Source organism: Micromonospora sp. NPDC049060 (assembly GCF_040649055.1).
GTDB classification, from domain to species: domain Bacteria; phylum Actinomycetota; class Actinomycetes; order Mycobacteriales; family Micromonosporaceae; genus Micromonospora; species Micromonospora reichwaldensis.
On sequence record NZ_JBEZEV010000008.1, the window covers coordinates 71,453 to 88,919 of the forward strand.

12 protein-coding genes are annotated in these 17,467 nt (G+C 73.4%); 4 read left to right on the top strand and 8 right to left on the bottom strand.

Annotation, left to right across the window (positions count from 1 at the left end):
* Positions 1–238: 238 nt before the first annotated feature.
* Positions 239–2,428 (bottom strand): transcription termination factor Rho, encoded by a 2,190-nt coding sequence (gene rho, locus AB0B83_RS06120; RefSeq protein WP_357577221.1) that lies wholly within the window; start codon positions 2,426–2,428, stop codon positions 239–241.
* 296 nt (positions 2,429–2,724) lie between these two features.
* Complete coding sequence (thrB, locus tag AB0B83_RS06125) at positions 2,725–3,669, bottom strand: homoserine kinase (protein ID WP_357577222.1); 945 nt, start codon at positions 3,667–3,669, stop codon at positions 2,725–2,727.
* A 139-nt stretch (positions 3,670–3,808) separates the two neighbouring features.
* On the opposite strand from thrB, the gene AB0B83_RS06130 reads away from it, so the two are divergent.
* Complete coding sequence (locus tag AB0B83_RS06130) at positions 3,809–4,339, top strand: hypothetical protein (RefSeq protein WP_357577223.1); 531 nt, start codon at positions 3,809–3,811, stop codon at positions 4,337–4,339.
* Positions 4,340–4,351: 12 nt separating this feature from the next.
* On the opposite strand, the gene AB0B83_RS06135 is transcribed toward AB0B83_RS06130, so the two are convergent.
* The 6 genes from AB0B83_RS06135 to argS all read right to left on the bottom strand — a co-directional run bounded on the left by AB0B83_RS06135 (position 4,352) and on the right by argS (position 14,876).
* Positions 4,352–5,596 carry an MFS transporter gene (locus AB0B83_RS06135; protein ID WP_357577224.1) on the bottom strand — a complete coding sequence of 415 codons (1,245 nt, stop codon included), beginning with the start codon at positions 5,594–5,596 and terminating at the stop codon, positions 4,352–4,354.
* 112 nt (positions 5,597–5,708) lie between these two features.
* On the bottom strand, positions 5,709–9,014 hold the full coding sequence (locus AB0B83_RS06140; protein ID WP_357577225.1) for an efflux RND transporter permease subunit: 3,306 nt from the start codon (positions 9,012–9,014) through the stop codon (positions 5,709–5,711).
* Between the two features lie 190 nt (positions 9,015–9,204).
* Positions 9,205–10,254, bottom strand: coding sequence for a threonine synthase (gene thrC / locus AB0B83_RS06145; RefSeq protein ID WP_357577226.1), 1,050 nt, complete (start codon positions 10,252–10,254; stop codon positions 9,205–9,207).
* Positions 10,255–10,468: 214 nt separating this feature from the next.
* A complete protein-coding gene (locus AB0B83_RS06150) occupies positions 10,469–11,782 on the bottom strand; it encodes a homoserine dehydrogenase (protein ID WP_357577267.1) in 1,314 nt (437 codons plus the stop codon).
* Positions 11,783–11,790: 8 nt separating this feature from the next.
* Entirely contained in the window at positions 11,791–13,203 is a 1,413-nt protein-coding gene (gene lysA, locus AB0B83_RS06155) for a diaminopimelate decarboxylase (RefSeq protein ID WP_357577227.1), read from the bottom strand.
* Positions 13,204–13,211: 8 nt separating this feature from the next.
* Complete coding sequence (gene argS, locus AB0B83_RS06160; RefSeq protein ID WP_357577228.1) at positions 13,212–14,876, bottom strand: arginine--tRNA ligase; 1,665 nt, start codon at positions 14,874–14,876, stop codon at positions 13,212–13,214.
* Between the two features lie 100 nt (positions 14,877–14,976).
* Between argS and AB0B83_RS06165 the strand changes: the two genes are divergently transcribed.
* The 3 genes from AB0B83_RS06165 to AB0B83_RS06175 all read left to right on the top strand — a co-directional run bounded on the left by AB0B83_RS06165 (position 14,977) and on the right by AB0B83_RS06175 (position 17,437).
* Entirely contained in the window at positions 14,977–15,843 is an 867-nt protein-coding gene (locus AB0B83_RS06165) for a DUF3105 domain-containing protein (protein WP_357577229.1), read from the top strand.
* A gap of 8 nt (positions 15,844–15,851) precedes the next feature.
* Entirely contained in the window at positions 15,852–16,514 is a 663-nt protein-coding gene (locus tag AB0B83_RS06170) for a DUF305 domain-containing protein (protein ID WP_357577230.1), read from the top strand.
* Positions 16,515–16,744: 230 nt separating this feature from the next.
* Positions 16,745–17,437, top strand: coding sequence for a winged helix-turn-helix domain-containing protein (locus AB0B83_RS06175; protein ID WP_357577268.1), 693 nt, complete (start codon positions 16,745–16,747; stop codon positions 17,435–17,437).
* Positions 17,438–17,467 lie beyond the last annotated feature (30 nt).

Here is a 17,467-nt window from a genome sequence, read left to right on the forward strand (position 1 = left end):
TCGTCACGGAAGCGAGCTGGCAAGGTGGACCGTCCGGCTGCCCGTCTGCGGTACGCAGCACCCGACGCCCGACGCCCGACGCCCGGCACGCGGAACCCGACGCCCGGCACCCGGCATCGCACCGGCATGCGGCATGCGGCATGCGGCACCGAAGCTCACCCACGAAACCGACGGGCAGGGACGCGAGAAGGGCACGGCCTCGTGGCCGTGCCCTTCTCGCTGTTTCACCCGAGGAGGGTCACTCCCCCGGCGTCGACTTGGCGATCTGCATCAGGAACTCGATGTTGGTACGGGTCTGCTTGAGCTTGTCGAGCAGCAGGTCCAGCGCCGCCTGCGAGTCCAGCGAGTGCAGGACCTTCCGGAGCTTGTGGATGATGGCCAGTTCCTCCGGCGCGAGCAGGATCTCCTCCTTGCGCGTGCCGGACGGGTGGATGTCGATGGCCGGGAAGATGCGCTTGTCGGCGATCTTCCGGTCCAGCTTCAGCTCCGCGTTGCCGGTGCCCTTGAACTCCTCGAAGATGACCGTGTCCGCCATGGACCCGGTCTCCACCAGCGCGGTGGCGAGGATGGTCAGTGAGCCGCCGTTCTCGATGTTGCGGGCCGCACCCAGGAAGCGCTTCGGCGGGTAGAGCGCGGTGGAGTCGATACCACCCGACATGATCCGGCCGCTGGCCGGCGCCGCCAGGTTGTACGAGCGGCCGAGGCGGGTCACCGAGTCGAGCAGCACGACCACGTCGTGGCCCAGCTCGACCAGGCGCTTCGCCCGCTCGATCGCCAGCTCGGCCACGGTGGTGTGGTCCTGCGGCGGACGGTCGAACGTCGCCGCGATGACCTCGCCCTTCACCGACCGCTGCATGTCGGTGACCTCTTCGGGCCGCTCGTCCACCAGCACCACCATCAGGTGGCACTCCGGGTTGTTGTGCGTGATCGCGTTCGCGATGGCCTGGAGCACCATCGTCTTACCCGCCTTCGGCGGCGACACGATCAGCGCGCGCTGGCCCTTGCCGAGCGGCATGACCAGGTCGATGACCCGGGTGGTGAGGATGTGCGGCTCGGTCTCCAGCCGCAGGCGCTCCTGCGGGTAAAGCGGGGTGAGCTTGTAGAACTCCGGCCGGCGCTTCGCCTCGTCCGGCTCCATCCCGTTGATGGTGTCCAGCCGCACCAGCGGGTTGTACTTGTCCCGCCGCTGCTCGCCGTCGCGCGAGGCGCGCACCGCACCGGTGATGGCGTCGCCGCGCCGCAGGCCGTACTTCTTGATCTGCGACATGGAGACGTAGACGTCGTTCGGGCCGGCCAGGTAGCCGGTGGTCCGTACGAATGCGTAGTTGTCGAGCACGTCGATGATGCCGGCCACCGGGACGAGCACGTCGTCCTCACCGACCTGCGGCTCGCGTCCGCCGTCGCGTCCGCCGTCGCGGCCACCGTCGCCGCCCTCGGCGCGCTCACCGCGGCCACGGCGGCGGTCCCGGAACCGGCTGCGCCGGCCACGCCGGCCACCGCTCTCGTCGTCGTCGCCGTCGTTGTCACGCTCGACGCGCTGGCCCCGGTCGCCGCGGTCGTTGCGGTCACGGTCGCCCCGCTCGGCACGCTCGCCCCGCTCGTTGCGGTCACCGCGCTCCGCACGCTCGCCGCGGTCACTCCGCTCGTTGCGCTCGCTCCGCTCGGCACGGTCACCGCGCTCGGCACGGTCACCCCGCTCCGCGCGGTCACCGCGGTCCGCACGGTCACCGCGCTCGTTGCGCTCGCCCCGCTCGCCGCGCTCCGCACGCTCGCCGCGCTCCGCACGGTCACCCCGCTCGGCACGGTCACCCCGCTCCGCACGGTCGCCGCGCTCGGCACGGTCGCCGCGCTCGGCACGGTCGCCGCGCTCGGCACGCTCGCCGCGCTCACGGCCACGGTCGGCACGCTCGCCGGCCTCGGCCTCGTCCGCGCGCGTCTCCGCCGGACGAACCTCCGCCGGACGGGCGGCCTCCGCCTCACGAGCCTCCGCCGGACGGGCCTCCGCGGCCCGCGCTTCGGAGGTGGCGGCCCGGCTGCGCCGGGTCCGGCCACGGGGCTCGGCCTCGGCCGCCGCCGGCTCCGCCGGAGCCTGCTCTGCGGTACGCCGCCCGGCCGCCGGCCGCTCGGTGCTCTCGCGGACCTCGGCCTGGGCCTCTTCACGGGCGGGAGCGGCAGCGGCCTCGGCCCGCGGTCGAGGGGTCCCGGCGGTGGCGCCGCCCTGCCGCTCGGAGATCGCGCTGATCAGCTCGCCCTTGCGCATGCGGGCCGTGCCCGAGATGCCGAGCGACGCGGCCAGGCTCTGCAGCTCCGGCAGCAGCATCGCCGACAGGCCGGTGCCGCTGCGCCGACGACGGGCGGGGGCGGCGGCGGTGGTGGCATCGCCAGCGACGTTGGAAACATCCGACGTCACGTCGGTGGTGTCGCTCAATGGATTCCTTCCCTCGATAGGCCGGGACTGCCCGGAGTCGAAAACAAGGTGGCCGGGCGGCCTCGGTGCACCCGCCTCGCATGGACGCGTCGCGGGAGTCTGTGACACAGCAGCCGGTCGGTTTCCCGACTCACCGAAGGTCGGTGAGCAGGTCTCGCCGTCTGCGGCGACCTGTGAAGACTGCGGTGCGGCGTGGGCCTAGGCAGGGGTGACGGGCTGACCGCCGAAAGCTTCGGGGGTGCGCCGACCCGCAGGGAGATCGCATGCTTCGCGGCTGTGCTAAGTCTAGAGCGTAATCAACTCTTCCGACCTGCGGCAACAGGGTCCCGCTCTGCGTGTCCCAGTCTACCCCGGGCAACCTGTGCTCCGCGCCCGTCTGGATCCAACCGCCAGACCTCCCAGCCTGTTCCCGGGTCGAAGCCCTCGGGCGGGCTGGTTAGGGCCAGGACGGTCGGGCCCGCACCACTGATCACGGCGGCCACACCGGCCGCACGCAGCGCTTTCACCAGGGCGGCGCTGCCCGGCATGCCGTCGGCGCGGTAGTCCTGGTGCAGCCGGTCGACCGTGGCCGGCAGCAGCAGACCCGGGTCGGCGGTCAGCGCGTGCACCAGCAGCGCGGCGCGACCCGCGTTCAGCGCCGCGTCGCCGTGGGGCACGGTGGCCGGCAGCGCGGCCCGCGCGGTGGCCGTCAGGCCGCGCTCCGCCGGCACGAAGACCGTCGGTCGTACGCCGTCGGCGACCGGCAGCGATACCGCCCGGGCGCCGGGGGGCTCCGTCCAGGCCAGCGTGAAGCCGCCGAGCAGGCACGGCGCCACGTTGTCCGGATGGCCCTCGATCTCGGCGGCGAGGCGCAGCGCGGCGGCGTCGTCGAGCCGGGTCTCGCCGTCGGTGACCAGCGCACGGGCCAGCAGCACGCCGGCGACGATCGCCGCGGACGAGGAACCCAGCCCACGGGCCTGCGGGATGCGGTTGACGCACTCCACCGCCAGCCCGGGCGGCTGCCCGCCGAGCCCGTCGAAGGCCGCCCGCATGGCGCGGACGACCAGGTGCCTGTCGTCGGCCGGCAACTCCCCGGCGCCCTGCCCGGCCACGGTCACCGTGACGCCCCCCGCCGTCACCTCGGCGGCCACGTCGTCGTGCAGCGCCAGGGCGAGCCCCAGGGCGTCGAACCCCGGCCCCAGGTTGGCGCTGGTGGCGGGGACCCGGACCCGGACCGGGCCGGAGATGAAGTTCGTCGGCACGGGCTCATGGTAGGGCTGCGCACCGACGGGGCGGATCCCCGCCCGACGGATGGGACCGGGCCGGACGACCTCGTCACCGGACTGTGGTGGCAGCGCCGGTCCGTTAGCCTGACCCGACCGACGGCGGCTGGAGGCGGGAATGCGCGAATTCGGGTACCTGGCGACGGCGGTCGTCTTCGAGGCGCCCACGGTGCTGGTGCTGCTGGTCGGGCTCGTACTGACCGCGACGGCCGGGGGGCGGCTGCCCCGCAAGCCCCGGCTGCTGGCGCTGTCCGGGCTCGGTGTGCTGCTGGTCAGCGCACTGCTCAGCGTGGCCTGGACCCTGCTGCTGCCCCGCGCGTTCAGTTTCGACTGGGGCTACTCGAACTTCCGGCTCATGAACCTGGCCTACGGCGGGGTGCAGGCCCTGGCGTACCCGATCGGGACGGGTCTGCTGATCGCGGCGGTGCTGGTCGGGCGGCGGGCGGGCGGCGCGGCAGCCGGCCCGTTCGGCGGACGACCGCTCGCCGGCGGCGGGCCGGTGCCGACCACCGCGCCGGTGCCCGCCGCCCAGCCGGTGCCGCCGACCGACCCGGGGTGGACCGTGGAGGGCGGGGCCGACGTGCCGGCGCAGTGGGGCGGTCGATCCCGGCCGGACGCGCCGACGGGCGCCGGGACGGACCAAGCCTGACCGCCGGGCGGGTCAGCGGGCGGCGCTCGGGGCCGGTTGCGCGGCCGGGTCCGTGAGCGAGAGCCGGCGGGTGGCGATCCGCCAGCCGACCGCGTAGACCACCGTGACCAGGCCGCAGCTGGCCAGCACCACCCGCTCGTCCACGGTGTCCACCACCGCGGCCACGGCGAGCTGGCTGACCGAGACGGCGAGGGTCGCCAGCATCATGTCGGTGGCGAAGACGCGGCCCCGCAGCCGGTCCGGCACCTCCCCCTGCAGGGCGAAGTTCGACATCACCCAGTTGCTGCCGCCCGCGAAGTGGGCGACGAAGACCAGGGCCAGCACCAGCGGGAACCAGTTGGCGACCGAGGTGCCGAGGTAGGCCAGGCCGTAGAGGGACATCGACAGCGCCAGCCCGGGCAGCAGCCAGGCGCGGTTGGTCAGCACCCGGCGCATCAGGATCGGCCCGACGAGCGCCCCCGCCCCGCGGACCGCGAAGAGCAGCCCGGTGCCGACGGGGCCCACGCCGTACACGGCCGCGAGCAGCGGGAACACCGTCAGCACGCCGTTGCCGAGGCCGACCGCCGACTTCACGGTGACCAGCGCCAGCACCCTCGGCCGGTGCCCGATGTAGCCGAGCGCCTCCCGGATCGCCGGCCAGGTCCGCTGCACGGGCAGCTCCGCGTCGCGGGGCGCCTGCAACGGCCGGCGGATCAGCGTGGCCAGGCCCGCGGCGACCACCAGGCCCACCGCCGCCACCCAGAAGCAGGCGTACGGGCCGACGGCGGCGCTGAGCACGCCACCCAGCGAGGCGCCGACGACGGTCATGGTGCCCCAGGCCGACCCCGCGACGGCGTTGCCTGCGGCCAGCTCGTCGGGGTCGAGCACGTTGGGCAGGGCCGCCTGGGCCGCCGGGGAGTAGAACGCCTTGGCGACCGCCACCACGCCGATCCCGGCCATCGCCAGCCAGGCGGTCCCCGCGCTGCGGACGCCGAGCAGCAGCAGCACGCCGAACAGGGCCGCGACGTTCGAAATGATCATGATCTTGCGCCGGTCGAACCGGTCCGCGATCGTGCCCGTGTACGGCAGCAGCAGCGCCACGATCCCGGTGTCGACGGCGAGCACCAGCGCGCCCCACACGCCGCTGCCGGTCAGGTCCGGCAGCAGCACCAGCAGCGGCACCATGACGAACCAGTCGGCGCCGAAGACCACCAGCTCGGCGAGGAACAGATTGCGGAAGTTGCGGTTGTGGGTGAGGACCGAGACGGTGGACGGCACGTTCGGGACCCTACCGGGCGGTGACCTGCGGGCCGGCCGTACGGCGGGTACCTGACCGAACGCGAACACCCCCGGCGGGTGGGGACCCGTCGGGGGTGTTCGCGCACTGCCCTTACTCGGCCGGCGGCAGCGGGGACGTGCGGCTCTTCGGCAGCCGCAGCACCTCGAACTGGTCGGTGCCGTCCACCAGCGCGCCCGACGGCGTCGGCCGGGACGCCGGGGCGTCGGTGGCCTCCGTGCCGGCGGTGGACGGGGCGCCCCCGGCGGGCACCGGGACCGGCTCGGCGGCGGGCGTCCCACCGTCGTCGCCGGCCGGGTCGCCGTCGCCCGTGCCGGTGGCCGGGGCCACCCCGCCGGAACGGCGGGCCCGGCGGGCGCGGAACGACTCCTTGGTGTTCTCCGCCATGGCGTAGAGCGTCGGCACCAGGATCAGGGTGAGCAGCGTCGAGCTGAGCAGGCCGCCGATCACCACGATCGCCAGCGGCTTGGAGATGAAGCCGCCCTCCCCGGTGAGGCCGAGCGCCATCGGCAGCAGCGCGAAGATGGTGGCGATCGCCGTCATCAGGATCGGCCGCAGCCGGCGCCGGCCGCCCTCGACCACCGCCTCCTGGACCCCCATGCCCTGGGCCCGGTACTGGTTGACGAGGTCCAGCAGCACGATCGCGTTTGTCACCACGATGCCGACCAGCATGAGCACGCCGATCAGCGCCGGCACACCCATCGGGGTGCCGGTGGCCAGCAGCAGGCCGATCGCGCCGGTCGCCGCGAACGGGATGGAGATCAGCAGGATCAGCGCCTGGACCAGGCTCCGGAACGTCGCCACCATGATCAGGAAGACGATCGCGATGGCGGCGAGCACGGCCAGGCCCAGGTCGGCGAAGGCCTCCTCCTGGTCGGCGCTGACGCCGCCGATGGCGAAGGTCGCCCCCGGCACGTCGATGCCGTCCAGCTTCTTCTGCAGCTCCTGCGTGATGGCGCCGAGGTTCGAGCCGGTGGCCGTACCGGTGACGGAGACGCTGCGCTCGCCGTCGATCCGGCTCACCTGCTGCGGGCCCTCGGTCTGGGTGACGTCGGCGATGTCGTCGAGCTTCACCGGCCCGACCGGCATCGCGCGCAGTTCCTCCACCGTGGTCGGCGGCTTGCCCGCGAACCGCAGCACCACGTCCCGCTGCCCGTCGTCGAGCGTGACCTGCCCCAGGGGCGAACCCCGGAACGCCTGGGCCACCACCTGGCCGACGGCGGCCTCGGTGAGCCCGACCCGGCCGGCGGCGACCCGGTCGACGGTGACGTCGACGCGCGGCACCCGCGTGGCGAGGCTGGTGGAGACGTCCTCGACGCCCGCCAGCCCGGCCATCGCCGACCGGACCTCCTCGGCGGCCCGGGTCAGCGCCTCCGGGTCGGTGCCCTGGACGACCACCTCGATCTGGTTGGCCGCCGCCCCGCCCTGGCCGGCGCCGAAGCTGACCTCACCGACGGCCGGGCCCAGCGCGTCGAACTCCCGGCGCAGCTTCTCCCGCATCTCCTGGGCGTCGGTCCCGTCACCGAGGGCCAGCGACCAGTTGGCGACGTTGTTGCCGCCGCCGCCGAACGGGTTGTCCCCGCCGCCCGCCGTGACCTGGTACGTCTCGACGTCCTCGGTGCGCTCCAGCACGGCCTCGATCTGCTTGGCCGCCGCGTCGGTGCCGAGCAGGCCGGTGCCCGCCGGCAGTTCCTGGGTGATGCTCAGGGTGTCCTGGCCGGAGTCGTCGATGAAGTTGGTCTCCAGCTGGCGGGACAGGCCGAAGGTGCCGAACAGCACGAGCACGCCGAGCCCCAGCGTGATCCACCGGGTGGCCCGCTTGCGGGTGGCGAACCCGATCACCGGCAGGTACGCCCGCTGCAACGGGTTGCGCAGCTCCTTCTCCTCGGCCGCCCGACGCACCTCGGCGTCGTCCGCCGTGCCGCTCGGCGGCTTCAGGAACCAGTACGCGAGCACCGGGATGACGGTCAACGAGACCAGCAGCGAGGCGAGCAGGGCCACCGTGACGGTGATAGCGAACGGCGCGAAGAGCTGCCCGACGAAGCCGCCCACCAGGGCGATCGGCGCGAAGACGGCGACCGTGGTGAGGGTGGACGCGGTCACCGCGCCGGCCACCTCGCGGACGGCGGCGAGGATCGCCTGCCGCTTCGGCTCGCCGTACTCCAGGTGTCTCTTGATGTTCTCCAGCACGACGATCGAGTCGTCGACCACCCGGCCGACCGCGATGGTGAGCGCGCCGAGGGTGAGCAGGTTGAGCGAGTAGTCGCCGATCCAGAGGGCGATCAGGGCGACCACCACCGAGAGCGGGATGGAGACCGCGGTGACCACGGTGGAGCGGACCGACAGCAGGAAGACCAGGATGACGATGACGGCCATGACCAGGCCCAGCAGGCCCTCGGTGGTCAGGCTCTCGATCGACTTCTCGACGAAGGGCGCCTGGTCGAAGACGACGGTCAGCTCGGCGCCGGAGGCCTCCCGCAGGTCTGCGAGGCGGTCCCGGATCTCGTGGGAGATCTCCACCGCGTTGCCGTCCGGGGAGGCGGTGACCGCGATGCCCAGGCTGTCCTTGCCGTTGGTGCGGGTGATCGCGGTGGCCGGGGCGAGCTGCTGCTCGACGGTGGCCACGTCGCCGAGGCGGACCGGGGCCGCCCGGCCCGCCGCCGGTGCGACCACGACGCCCCGGAGGTCGTCCAGCGTGGCGAGCCGGGTGCCGACCTGCACCGGGAGCGCGCGGGTGCCGTCGGTCACCGCGCCGGCCGGCACCGTCACGCCGTTGGTCTTCAACGCCGCGCCGAGGGCGGTCGGCTGGAGCTTCGCCGCCGCCAGCTTGGCCGGGTCCGGGGTGACCACCACGACGTCGTCGCGGGCGCCGGTCAGGTCGACCGTACGCACCCCCTCGATCGCCTCCAGCTCGGGCACCACCGTGGCGCGCAGCTTCTCCACGAGGACGCGCTGGTCGGCACCGCCGGAGGCGGCGAGCACCACCGCGGGCAGGTCGTCGGTGCTGCCGGCGATGACCTGCGGGTCGACTCCCTCGGGCAGCTGCGCGTCGATCCGGTTGAGCGCGGTCTGCATCTTGTTGACCACGTCGTCCAGGTCGGTGCCGAACTCGTACTGGACCTGGACGGTCGTGGAGCCCTCGCGGGAGGTCGACGTGATCTGGTCCAGCCCGGGGATGCCCTGGAGGGCGTTCTCGATCGGCTCGGTGACCTGCGACTCGACGACCTCGGGCCCGGCGCCGGGGTAGACCGCCACGATGAAGGCCGCCGGGAACTCCAGCGACGGCAGGAGTTGCTGCTTCAGTGACGGTACGGCGAACGCCCCGAACAGCGTGGTCACCACCGCGATGAGGGCGATCAGCCCTCGGTTGGCGAGGCTGAATCTGGCGAGCAGCGACATCGGCGTGACTCACTCCTGGAAAAGGCGATTGGCGGGGGTACGGATTCTCCCCCACCCGGCCCGACCGGCCCCGGTCGGCCCTGCCCCAGTCCGATGCACAGGACTCGCCTGCGCCGCCCCGATTTTCCTCCCGTCGACTCGACCGGCGCCGATCCGCCGGCTGCTCAGGCGAGGCCGATCCGCCGACGGCTCAGGCGAGGTCGAGGCAGCGGGCGGCGGCCAGCGGGTCGTTGGCGATGGTGGTGGGCACGGGCGCGGTGGAGATCGCCCACTCCGGGTCCTTCAGGCCGTGGCCGGTGACCGTGCAGACCACCGTCGAGCCGGCCGGGACCCGACCGGCGGCGGCCTGCTGGAGCAGACCCGCCACGCTGGCCGCGCTGCCCAGCTCGACGAATACCCCGACCTCGCGGGCCAGCAGCCGGTACGCGGCCAGGATCTCCCGGTCGGTGACGGCGGCGATCAGCCCGCCCGAGGAGTCCCGGGCGTCGAGCGCCCTGGTCCAGCTCGCCGGGTTGCCGATCCGGATGGCGGTGGCGATCGTGGACGGCTCGCGGACCACCTCCCCGGTGACGATCGGGGCGGCGCCGGCGGCCTGGAAGCCGTACATCTTCGGGGCCCGGGTGGCGTTGCCGTCCCGCAGGTCCTCCGAGTAGCCCATCCAGTAGGCGGAGACGTTGCCGGCGTTGCCGACCGGCAGGCAGTGGATGTCGGGCGCGTCGCCCAACGCCTCGACGATCTCGAACGCGGCCGTCTTCTGGCCGTGCAGCCGGTCGATGTTTACCGAGTTGACCAGGGCGACCGGGTAGTCCTGCGCGAGCTTGGCGGCCAGCGACAGGCAGTCGTCGAAGTTGCCCGTGACCTGGAGCAGCTTCGCCCCGTGCACGAGGGCCTGGGCCAGCTTGCCCAGCGCGATCTTGCCCTGCGGCACGAGCACCGCGCAGGTCAGTCCGGCGCGGGCCGCGTACGCCGCCGCGGAGGCGCTGGTGTTGCCGGTGGAGGCGCAGATGATCGCCTTGTTGCCGGCCTCGACCGCCTTGGAGACCGCGAGGGTCATGCCCCGGTCCTTGAACGAGCCGGTCGGGTTGGCGCCCTCCACCTTCAGGTGCACGTCGCAGCCGAGCCGGGCGGAGAGCACCGGCGCGGGCAGCAGCGGCGTGTTCCCCTCGTGCAGGGTCACGACCGGGGTGGCGTCGGTGACCGGCAGCCGGTCCCGGTACGCGTCGATCAGACCCCGCCACATGTCGTTCTCCCTCGCCTCTACCGTCCCGCCGAGTCGGGCACGCCTCCAGCCTGGACCAGTCCCGCCGTGTGCCCGCCGGCGCACCCGCAGTTAACCATCAGGCGAGACGCGGAAGCGCTCGCCCCGCCGGGCCGGGGCGACGGACGGACCCCGGCACGCCCGGCCCGCACCGCCGGCGGTCCCGCGCGCGTCACCGGCCCCGCGGGCGGACCGCTCAGAGCCCGCCCTCGACCCGCAGCACGCTCGCCACCGAACGGACGATGTCCAGCCCGCGCAGCTCCCGCACGGTGGCGGCGAGCGCCGCGTCCGGCGCCACGTGGGTGACGATCACCAGGTCGGCGTCCTCGCCCCGGCCCGCCGCGCCGCCGCCCGCCGGGCCCTGCCGCACGGTGGCGATCGACACGTCGTGCCGGGCGAACACGCCGGCCACCGCCTCCAGCACACCCGGCCGGTCGGCCACGTCGAGGCTGATGTGGTAGCGGGTCAGCGCCTCCCCCATGGGCCGCACCGGCAGGTCGGCGTACGCGCTCTCGCTGGCCGAGCGCACCCCGGCGAGCCGGTTGCGGGAGACCGCCACCACGTCGCCCAGCACCGCGCTGGCCGTCGGCGCGCCGCCCGCGCCCCGGCCGTAGAACATCAGCGGCCCGGCCGCCTCGGCCTCGACGAAGACCGCGTTGAACGCGTCGCCGACGCTGGCCAGCGGGTGGCCCAGCGGGATCATCGCCGGGTGCACCCGCACGCTGACCGTCTCCCGGCCTGCGGCGTCGGCGCCCCGGGCGGCGATGCAGAGCAGCTTGATGGTGCAGCCCATCGCCTTGGCGCTGGCCACGTCGGCCGCCGTGACCTCGGTGATGCCCTCACGGTGCACGTCGGCCGCGCCGACCCGGGTGTGGAAGGCCAGCGAGGCGAGGATGGCCGCCTTGGCCGCCGCGTCGAAGCCCTCCACGTCGGCGGTCGGGTCGGCCTCGGCGTAGCCCAGCTCGGTGGCCTCCTCCAGCGCCTCCGCGAAGCCGGCGCCGGTGGCGTCCATGGCGGAGAGGATGAAGTTGGTGGTGCCGTTGACGATGCCGGTGACCCGGTTGATCCGGTCGCCGTGCAGCGACTCGCGCAGCGGGCGCAGCAGCGGGATCGCCCCCGCCACGGACGCCTCGTAGTAGAGGTCGCCGCCGCCCTCGGCCGCCGCGTCGTGCAGGGCGGCGCCGTCCTCGGCGAGCAGCGCCTTGTTGGCCGTGACCACGCTCTTGCCGGCCCGCAGCGCCTCCACCAGCCAGCCCCGCGCCGGCTCGATGCCGCCGACCACCTCGACGACCACGTCGACGTCGTCGCGCTTGATCAGGCCGAGCGCGTCGGTGGTGAACAGGGCCGGGTCGACGGGCAGGTCGCCCCGGTCGCGGCCGAGACGGCGTACGGCGATGCCGGCGATCTCCAGCGGGGCGCCGATCCGGGCGGCGAGGTCGGCCGCCTGCTCGTGCAGCAGCCGGACCACCTCGCTACCGACCGTGCCGCAGCCGAGCAGTGCCAGGCGCACAGGTGATGTCATCCCACGTCCAATGCCAGCAGGTCCTCTTCGGTCTCCCGCCGGACGATCAGGCGCGCCTGGCCGTCGCGCACCGCGACCACCGGGGGGCGGGGCACGTGGTTGTAGTTGCTGGCCATGCTCCGGCAGTAGGCGCCGGTGCCCGGCACCGCGACAAGATCTCCGGGCTGCACGTCGGCGGGCAGGAATTCATCCTTCACCACGATGTCCCCGGACTCACAATGCTTTCCCACCACGCGGGCGAGCATCGGCTCGGCGGTCGACGCCCGGGACGCCAGGGTCGCGGAGTAGGACGCGTCGTAGAGCGCGGTGCGGATGTTGTCGCTCATCCCGCCGTCGACACTCACGTAGGCACGACGCCCGTCCGCTCCGTCACCACCAGTGCCTACCGGCACGGACTTGACCGTGCCGACCTCGTAGAGGGTGAACACGGCCGGCCCGACGATCGCCCGGCCCGGCTCGATCGACAGGTGCGGGACCGCCAGCCGCTCGGCGGCGCACTCGGCCTCGACGATCCGGCGCAGCCGCTTCGCGAGATCCTGCGGGGCGGCCGGGTCGTCCTGCGTCGTGTACGCGATGCCGAAGCCACCGCCGAGGTCCAGCTCGGGCAGCTCCACCCCCCGCGCGTCGCGGATCTGCGCCTGGAGGCCGAGCACCCGGCGGGCGGAGACCTCGAAGCCGCTGGCGTCGAAGATCTGCGAGCCGATGTGCGAGTGCAGGCCGCGCAGCTCCAGGACGCCCTCGTCGAGCACCCGGAAGGCCGCCTCGGCCGCCGCCCCGCCCGCGAGGGAGAAGCCGAACTTCTGGTCCTCGTGCGCGGTGGCGATGAACTCGTGGGTGTGCGCCTCGACGCCGACCGTGACCCGGATGAGCACCCGGGGGCGGACGCCCCGCTCGCGGGCGAGCGCGGTGAGGCGGCCGATCTCGTCGAACGAGTCGAGGATGATCCGGCCGACCCCGGCGTCGAGCGCCCGGGTCAGCTCGGCCACCGACTTGTTGTTGCCGTGGAAGCCGATCCGCTCAGGCGGCATCCCGGCCGACAGCGCGGTCGCCAGCTCGCCCCCGGTGCACACGTCGAGGTGCAGGCCCTCCTCGGCGATCATCCGGACCACGGCCCGGCAGAGGAACGCCTTTCCGGCGTAGTAGACGTCGACGCCGTCGAAGGCGGTGCGGAAGTCCCGGGCCCGGGACCGCAGGTCGTCCTCGTCGAGGACGTAGACCGGGGTGCCGAACTCGGCCGCGACGTCGCGGACGCCGAGGCCGGCCACGGTGAGCACGCCGTCGCCGTCGCGCGTGACGTTGCGCGGCCACAGCGCCGGCACCAGGGCGTTGACGTCGACCGGGGTACGCAGCCAGGACGGCCCCCGGCTGCCGATGTCACCGTGCAGCGCACCGGCCTCGTGAGCACGCATTACCGTTCCTACATCCTTTCCGGGGCCGAGACGCCCAGCAGGCGCAGGCCGTTGGCGATCACGGTGCGGGTGGCGTCGTTGAGCCAGAGCCGGGCCCGGTGCAGGTCGGTGGTCTCCTCGTCGCCGCGCGGCAGGATCCGGCACTCGTCGTAGAACCGGTGGTAGGCCCCGGCCAGCTCCTCCAGGTAGCGGGCCACCCGGTGCGGGCCGCGCAGCTCGGCCGCCGCAGCGACCACGGCGGGAAACTCGGCGAGCGCCTTGAGCAGCTCGTTCTCCTTCTCGTGGCCGAGCAGATCGGGGCGGAACGCCTCGGCGTCGCCCCGGGTCAGCCCCACCTCGGCGGCGTTGCGGCCCACGCTGGCCGTCCGGGCCGCCACGTACTGCACGTAGTAGACCGGGTTGTCGCGGGTGGCCCGGGTCCACAGCTCGACGTCGATGTCGATCGGGGAGTCGCTGGAGTAGCGGGCGAGCGCGTAGCGGGAGGCGTCCACGCCGATCGCGTCGACCAGGTCCTCCAGGGTCACCACCGTGCCGGCCCGCTTGCTCATCCGGACCGGGGCACCGTCGCGGACCAGGTTGACCAGCTGGCCGATCAGGATCTCCAGGCTGCGCTCCGGGTCGTCGCCGAAGCAGGCGGCCATCGCCTTCATCCGGCCGATGTAGCCGTGGTGGTCGGCGCCCAGCATGATCACGACGCGGTCGAAGCCGCGCTCCCGCTTGTCGAGGTAGTAGGCGCAGTCGGCGGCGAAGTAGGTCCACTCGCCGTTGGACTTGCGCAGCACCCGGTCCTTGTCGTCGCCGAAGTCGGTGGTGCGCAGCCAGGTCGCGCCGTCCGACTCGTAGAGGTGGCCCTGGTCACGCAGCCGCTGCAGCGCCAGGTCCAGCTCGCCCCGGTCGTGCAGGTCCTTCTCGTTGAAGTAGGTGTCGAACTCCACCCCGAAGCCGCGCAGCGAGGACTTGATCTCGGCGAACATGAGCTGCACGCCCTCGACCCGGAAGACCTCCTGGGCGGCGGCGACGTCCAGCTCCAGCACGTCGGGGCGGACGCCCCGGACGGCGTCGGCGATCTCGGTGATGTACGCCCCGGCGTACCCGTCCTCGGGGGCCGGCTCGCCCTTCGCGGCGGCGAGCAGCGAGCGGGCGAAACGGTCGATCTGGGAGCCCGCGTCGTTGAAGTAGTATTCCGTCCCGACCTCGGCGCCGGTGGCGCGCAGGAGCCGGCTCAGCGCGTCGCCGACGGCCGCCCAGCGGACGCCGCCGATGTGCACCGGGCCGGTCGGGTTCGCCGAGACGAACTCCAGGTTCATCCGCTGCCCGGCGAGCCGGTCGCTGCGCCCGTACGCCTCGCCCGCCTCGACGATCGTGCGGGCGAGCTGGCCGGCGGCGGCCGCGTCGAGCCGGATGTTGAGGAAGCCCGGGCCGGCGATCTCCACCGACTTGACCCCCGGGGCCCGGCCGAGCTGCTCGGCGAGGGCCGTGGCCAGCTCGCGCGGCGGGACGCCCACCTTCTTGCTGAGCTGGAGGGCCAGCGTGGAGGCGTAGTCGCCGTGCTCGGGGCTGCGAGGTCGCTCGACCGCCGTCCGCTCCGGCAGGGCGGAGCGGTCCAGGCCACGCTCGGTGAAGACGGCGTGGGCTGCGGATAGGACGACCTCGGCGAGTTCTGCGGGAGTCACTGATCCATGTTATCGGGGGTAGACTCGGCACCCGCGGCGGCGACCCAGTGTGTGAGACCGGCCCGCCGGATCCCCTGACCGACCGACCTGACGAGGCACGATGAGCATCAGCACACCGGGTGGCGGCCCCGAGCGGCGCCCGAACGTGGTCAGCACCGGCAAGAAGCCGGCAGCAGGCCGGCCGGCAGCAGGCGCCAAGACCGGGTCCGGCGGCGCCAAGCCCGGTTCCACCGGCGCGAAGACCGGTTCCACCGGCGCCAAGACCGGGTCCGGCAAGCCGACGGGCACCCGCCCCGGCGCCGGGGGCAAGGGCCGCAAGCCCATCGCCCCGGTGAAGGTGAGCCAGGGCCGCTCGTGGGGGCCGATCGCGCTCTTCGTCGCCGTGGGTGTGCTGGCCGTGGCGATCATCGGCTACGGCGCCTGGGCGACGTTCCAGGGCGCCAAGCCCTGGGAGGACCGGGCGGACGCGATCGACGGCATCGTCAACTTCCGCGAGAAGGACAAGGACCTCGTGTCCGGCGGCAACCACAAGACGGGACCCCTCACCTACACGGTGCTCCCGCCGGTGGCCGGCCCGCACAACGCGGCCTGGCAGAACTGCATGGGTGACGTCTACCCCGCCCAGATCGCCAACGAGCACGCGGTGCACAGCCTGGAGCACGGCACGGTCTGGATCACCTACCGCCCGGACCTGCCCGCCGACCAGGTGACGAAGCTCGCCGACAAGGTGCGGGGCAAGGAGAAGCTGATGCTCAGCCCGTTCGAGGGGCTGGACAAGCCGATCTCGCTCCAGGCCTGGGGCTACCAGCTCAAGGTCGACAACGCCGACGACGGCCGCATCGACGAGTTCATCAAGACGCTGCGGGTCAACGCCTCGATCGAGGGGCCGACCGCGCTGTGCAGCCAGGGCATCACCGCCACCGGCACCACGCCGCGCGACGACGCCCAGCAGATGCCGCAGGGCTGAGGAGAGCGATGAGCATCCCGACCATGACCGCGACCAGCGAGCCGGCCAGCCCGGCTCCGGAGGAGCGGCGGTCGCCGGCCCGCTGGGGCACGGCCGCACTGGCCCTGGCCGTCGTGGTCGGGCTGCTCCTCGGGTACGCCGGTGGCATGCTGACCCCCCGGCTCACCCGGCCGGGCGACGCCTCTGCGGAGGCGGGCTTCGCCCGGGACATGCTGACCCACCACGCGCAGGCGGTGGAGATGGGCCTGATCGCCTTCGACGAGGGCAGCGACCCGGAGGTCCGCAGCATCGGCGGCGACATCGCCACCTCCCAGCAGGGCGAGATCGGCACCATGCACACGTGGCTGCGCTCGTGGGGGCTCGACCCGGCGGGCAGTGAGCCGCCGATGTCGTGGATGTCCGACGGCGCCGGCCTGGTCAGGAACGGCCTCATGCCGGGCATGGCCACCCCCGAGGAGATGGCGAAGCTGCACGCGGCCGAGGGCCGGGAGCTGGACGTCCTCTTCCTGCAACTGATGATCAAGCATCACCTGGGCGGCATCCACATGATCGACGGCATCCTCGACGTCAGCGACGAGCCCGACGTCGTCAGGACCGCGCAGACCATGAAGAACACCCAGCGCAACGACCTCACCAATCTCCAGAACGCGCTGAAGCGGCTGGGCGGCTGACCCGCCGCCACCGCACCGCCGCCCCGTCGAGAGGTCCGCGTCGCCGCCGCTTCACCCGGCCGACGCGGACCTCTCGCCATCCCGGCCCCCTCAGGGAGCCGACCACCCCACGCCCTCTGTCCGCTTTGGGTGGTAAGCGAAGTCATGAACGATCTACCCTATTGCGACACTAAGAGAGTTTTCTCCACACATATCGTGACCAGTTGCGATTCGGGCTCGTTGCGCAGGACGTGGGGGTTGCACTGAGAGACGCGCGGCGTTCGGTCACCAGCTGGTGCCGGCGCCACACCATCGGCGGTGACGGGGCGGTGGCAGCCGTCCGTCGCGGACAGCGGCAGGGCGAGCCGGGAACGCTCAGCCGCGAACAGGAGCTCGAACTCATCGACATCCTGCGGGGCGTCCATCCCGACGAGCTGGGCCTGGACGAGGAGCTGTGGACGCGGCAGAGCCTGCACGCCCTCATCCAGCACCGCTTCGAGCCGTCCATGGACGCCGGGGCGGTGGGTGCGTACCTGCGGGCCTGGGGGCTGGGCCCCCGGGAGCCCCGGGAACGGGCCTGCGGCCTCTGCGTCGGCGCGGTGGAACGCTGGGTGCGCAGCGAGTACCCGGCCATCACCCGGGCGGCGCAGGAACACCTCGCCGAGGTCTACTGGATCGGCCGCGTACGCCTGCGGGGCACGATGCCGGCGGCGGACGTCATCTCCGCCGTCTCCTCCCGGGGCCGGGTGCGCTTCATGATCACCACTCCGTCGGTCGACCCGCCGCTCCCGCGCGACTTCGTGCTGCGGCTCAGCGGCGAGGAGCAGCGGACCGTGCACCTGATCGTGGACGGATCCTGGCCCCGCAGCGAGTGGCCCCGGCGCCTGCCCCGCCGCATCGTGCTGCACCCGCTGCCGAGCTGCGGCCGCGCCGTCGCCGCCTGACCCTCCGCGCCCGCCCCCGCACCAGCCGGC

Coding starts and splice junctions, on each gene's coding strand:
- AB0B83_RS06130 (WP_357577223.1), top strand. CDS start 3,809: ATGCGCGAATTCGGGTACCTGGCGACGGCGGTCGTCTTCGAGGCGCCC.
- AB0B83_RS06140 (WP_357577225.1), bottom strand. CDS start 9,014: ATGTCGCTGCTCGCCAGATTCAGCCTCGCCAACCGAGGGCTGATCGCC.
- thrC (WP_357577226.1), bottom strand. CDS start 10,254: ATGTGGCGGGGTCTGATCGACGCGTACCGGGACCGGCTGCCGGTCACC.
- lysA (WP_357577227.1), bottom strand. CDS start 13,203: ATGCGTGCTCACGAGGCCGGTGCGCTGCACGGTGACATCGGCAGCCGG.
- AB0B83_RS06165 (WP_357577229.1), top strand. CDS start 14,977: ATGAGCATCAGCACACCGGGTGGCGGCCCCGAGCGGCGCCCGAACGTG.
- AB0B83_RS06170 (WP_357577230.1), top strand. CDS start 15,852: ATGAGCATCCCGACCATGACCGCGACCAGCGAGCCGGCCAGCCCGGCT.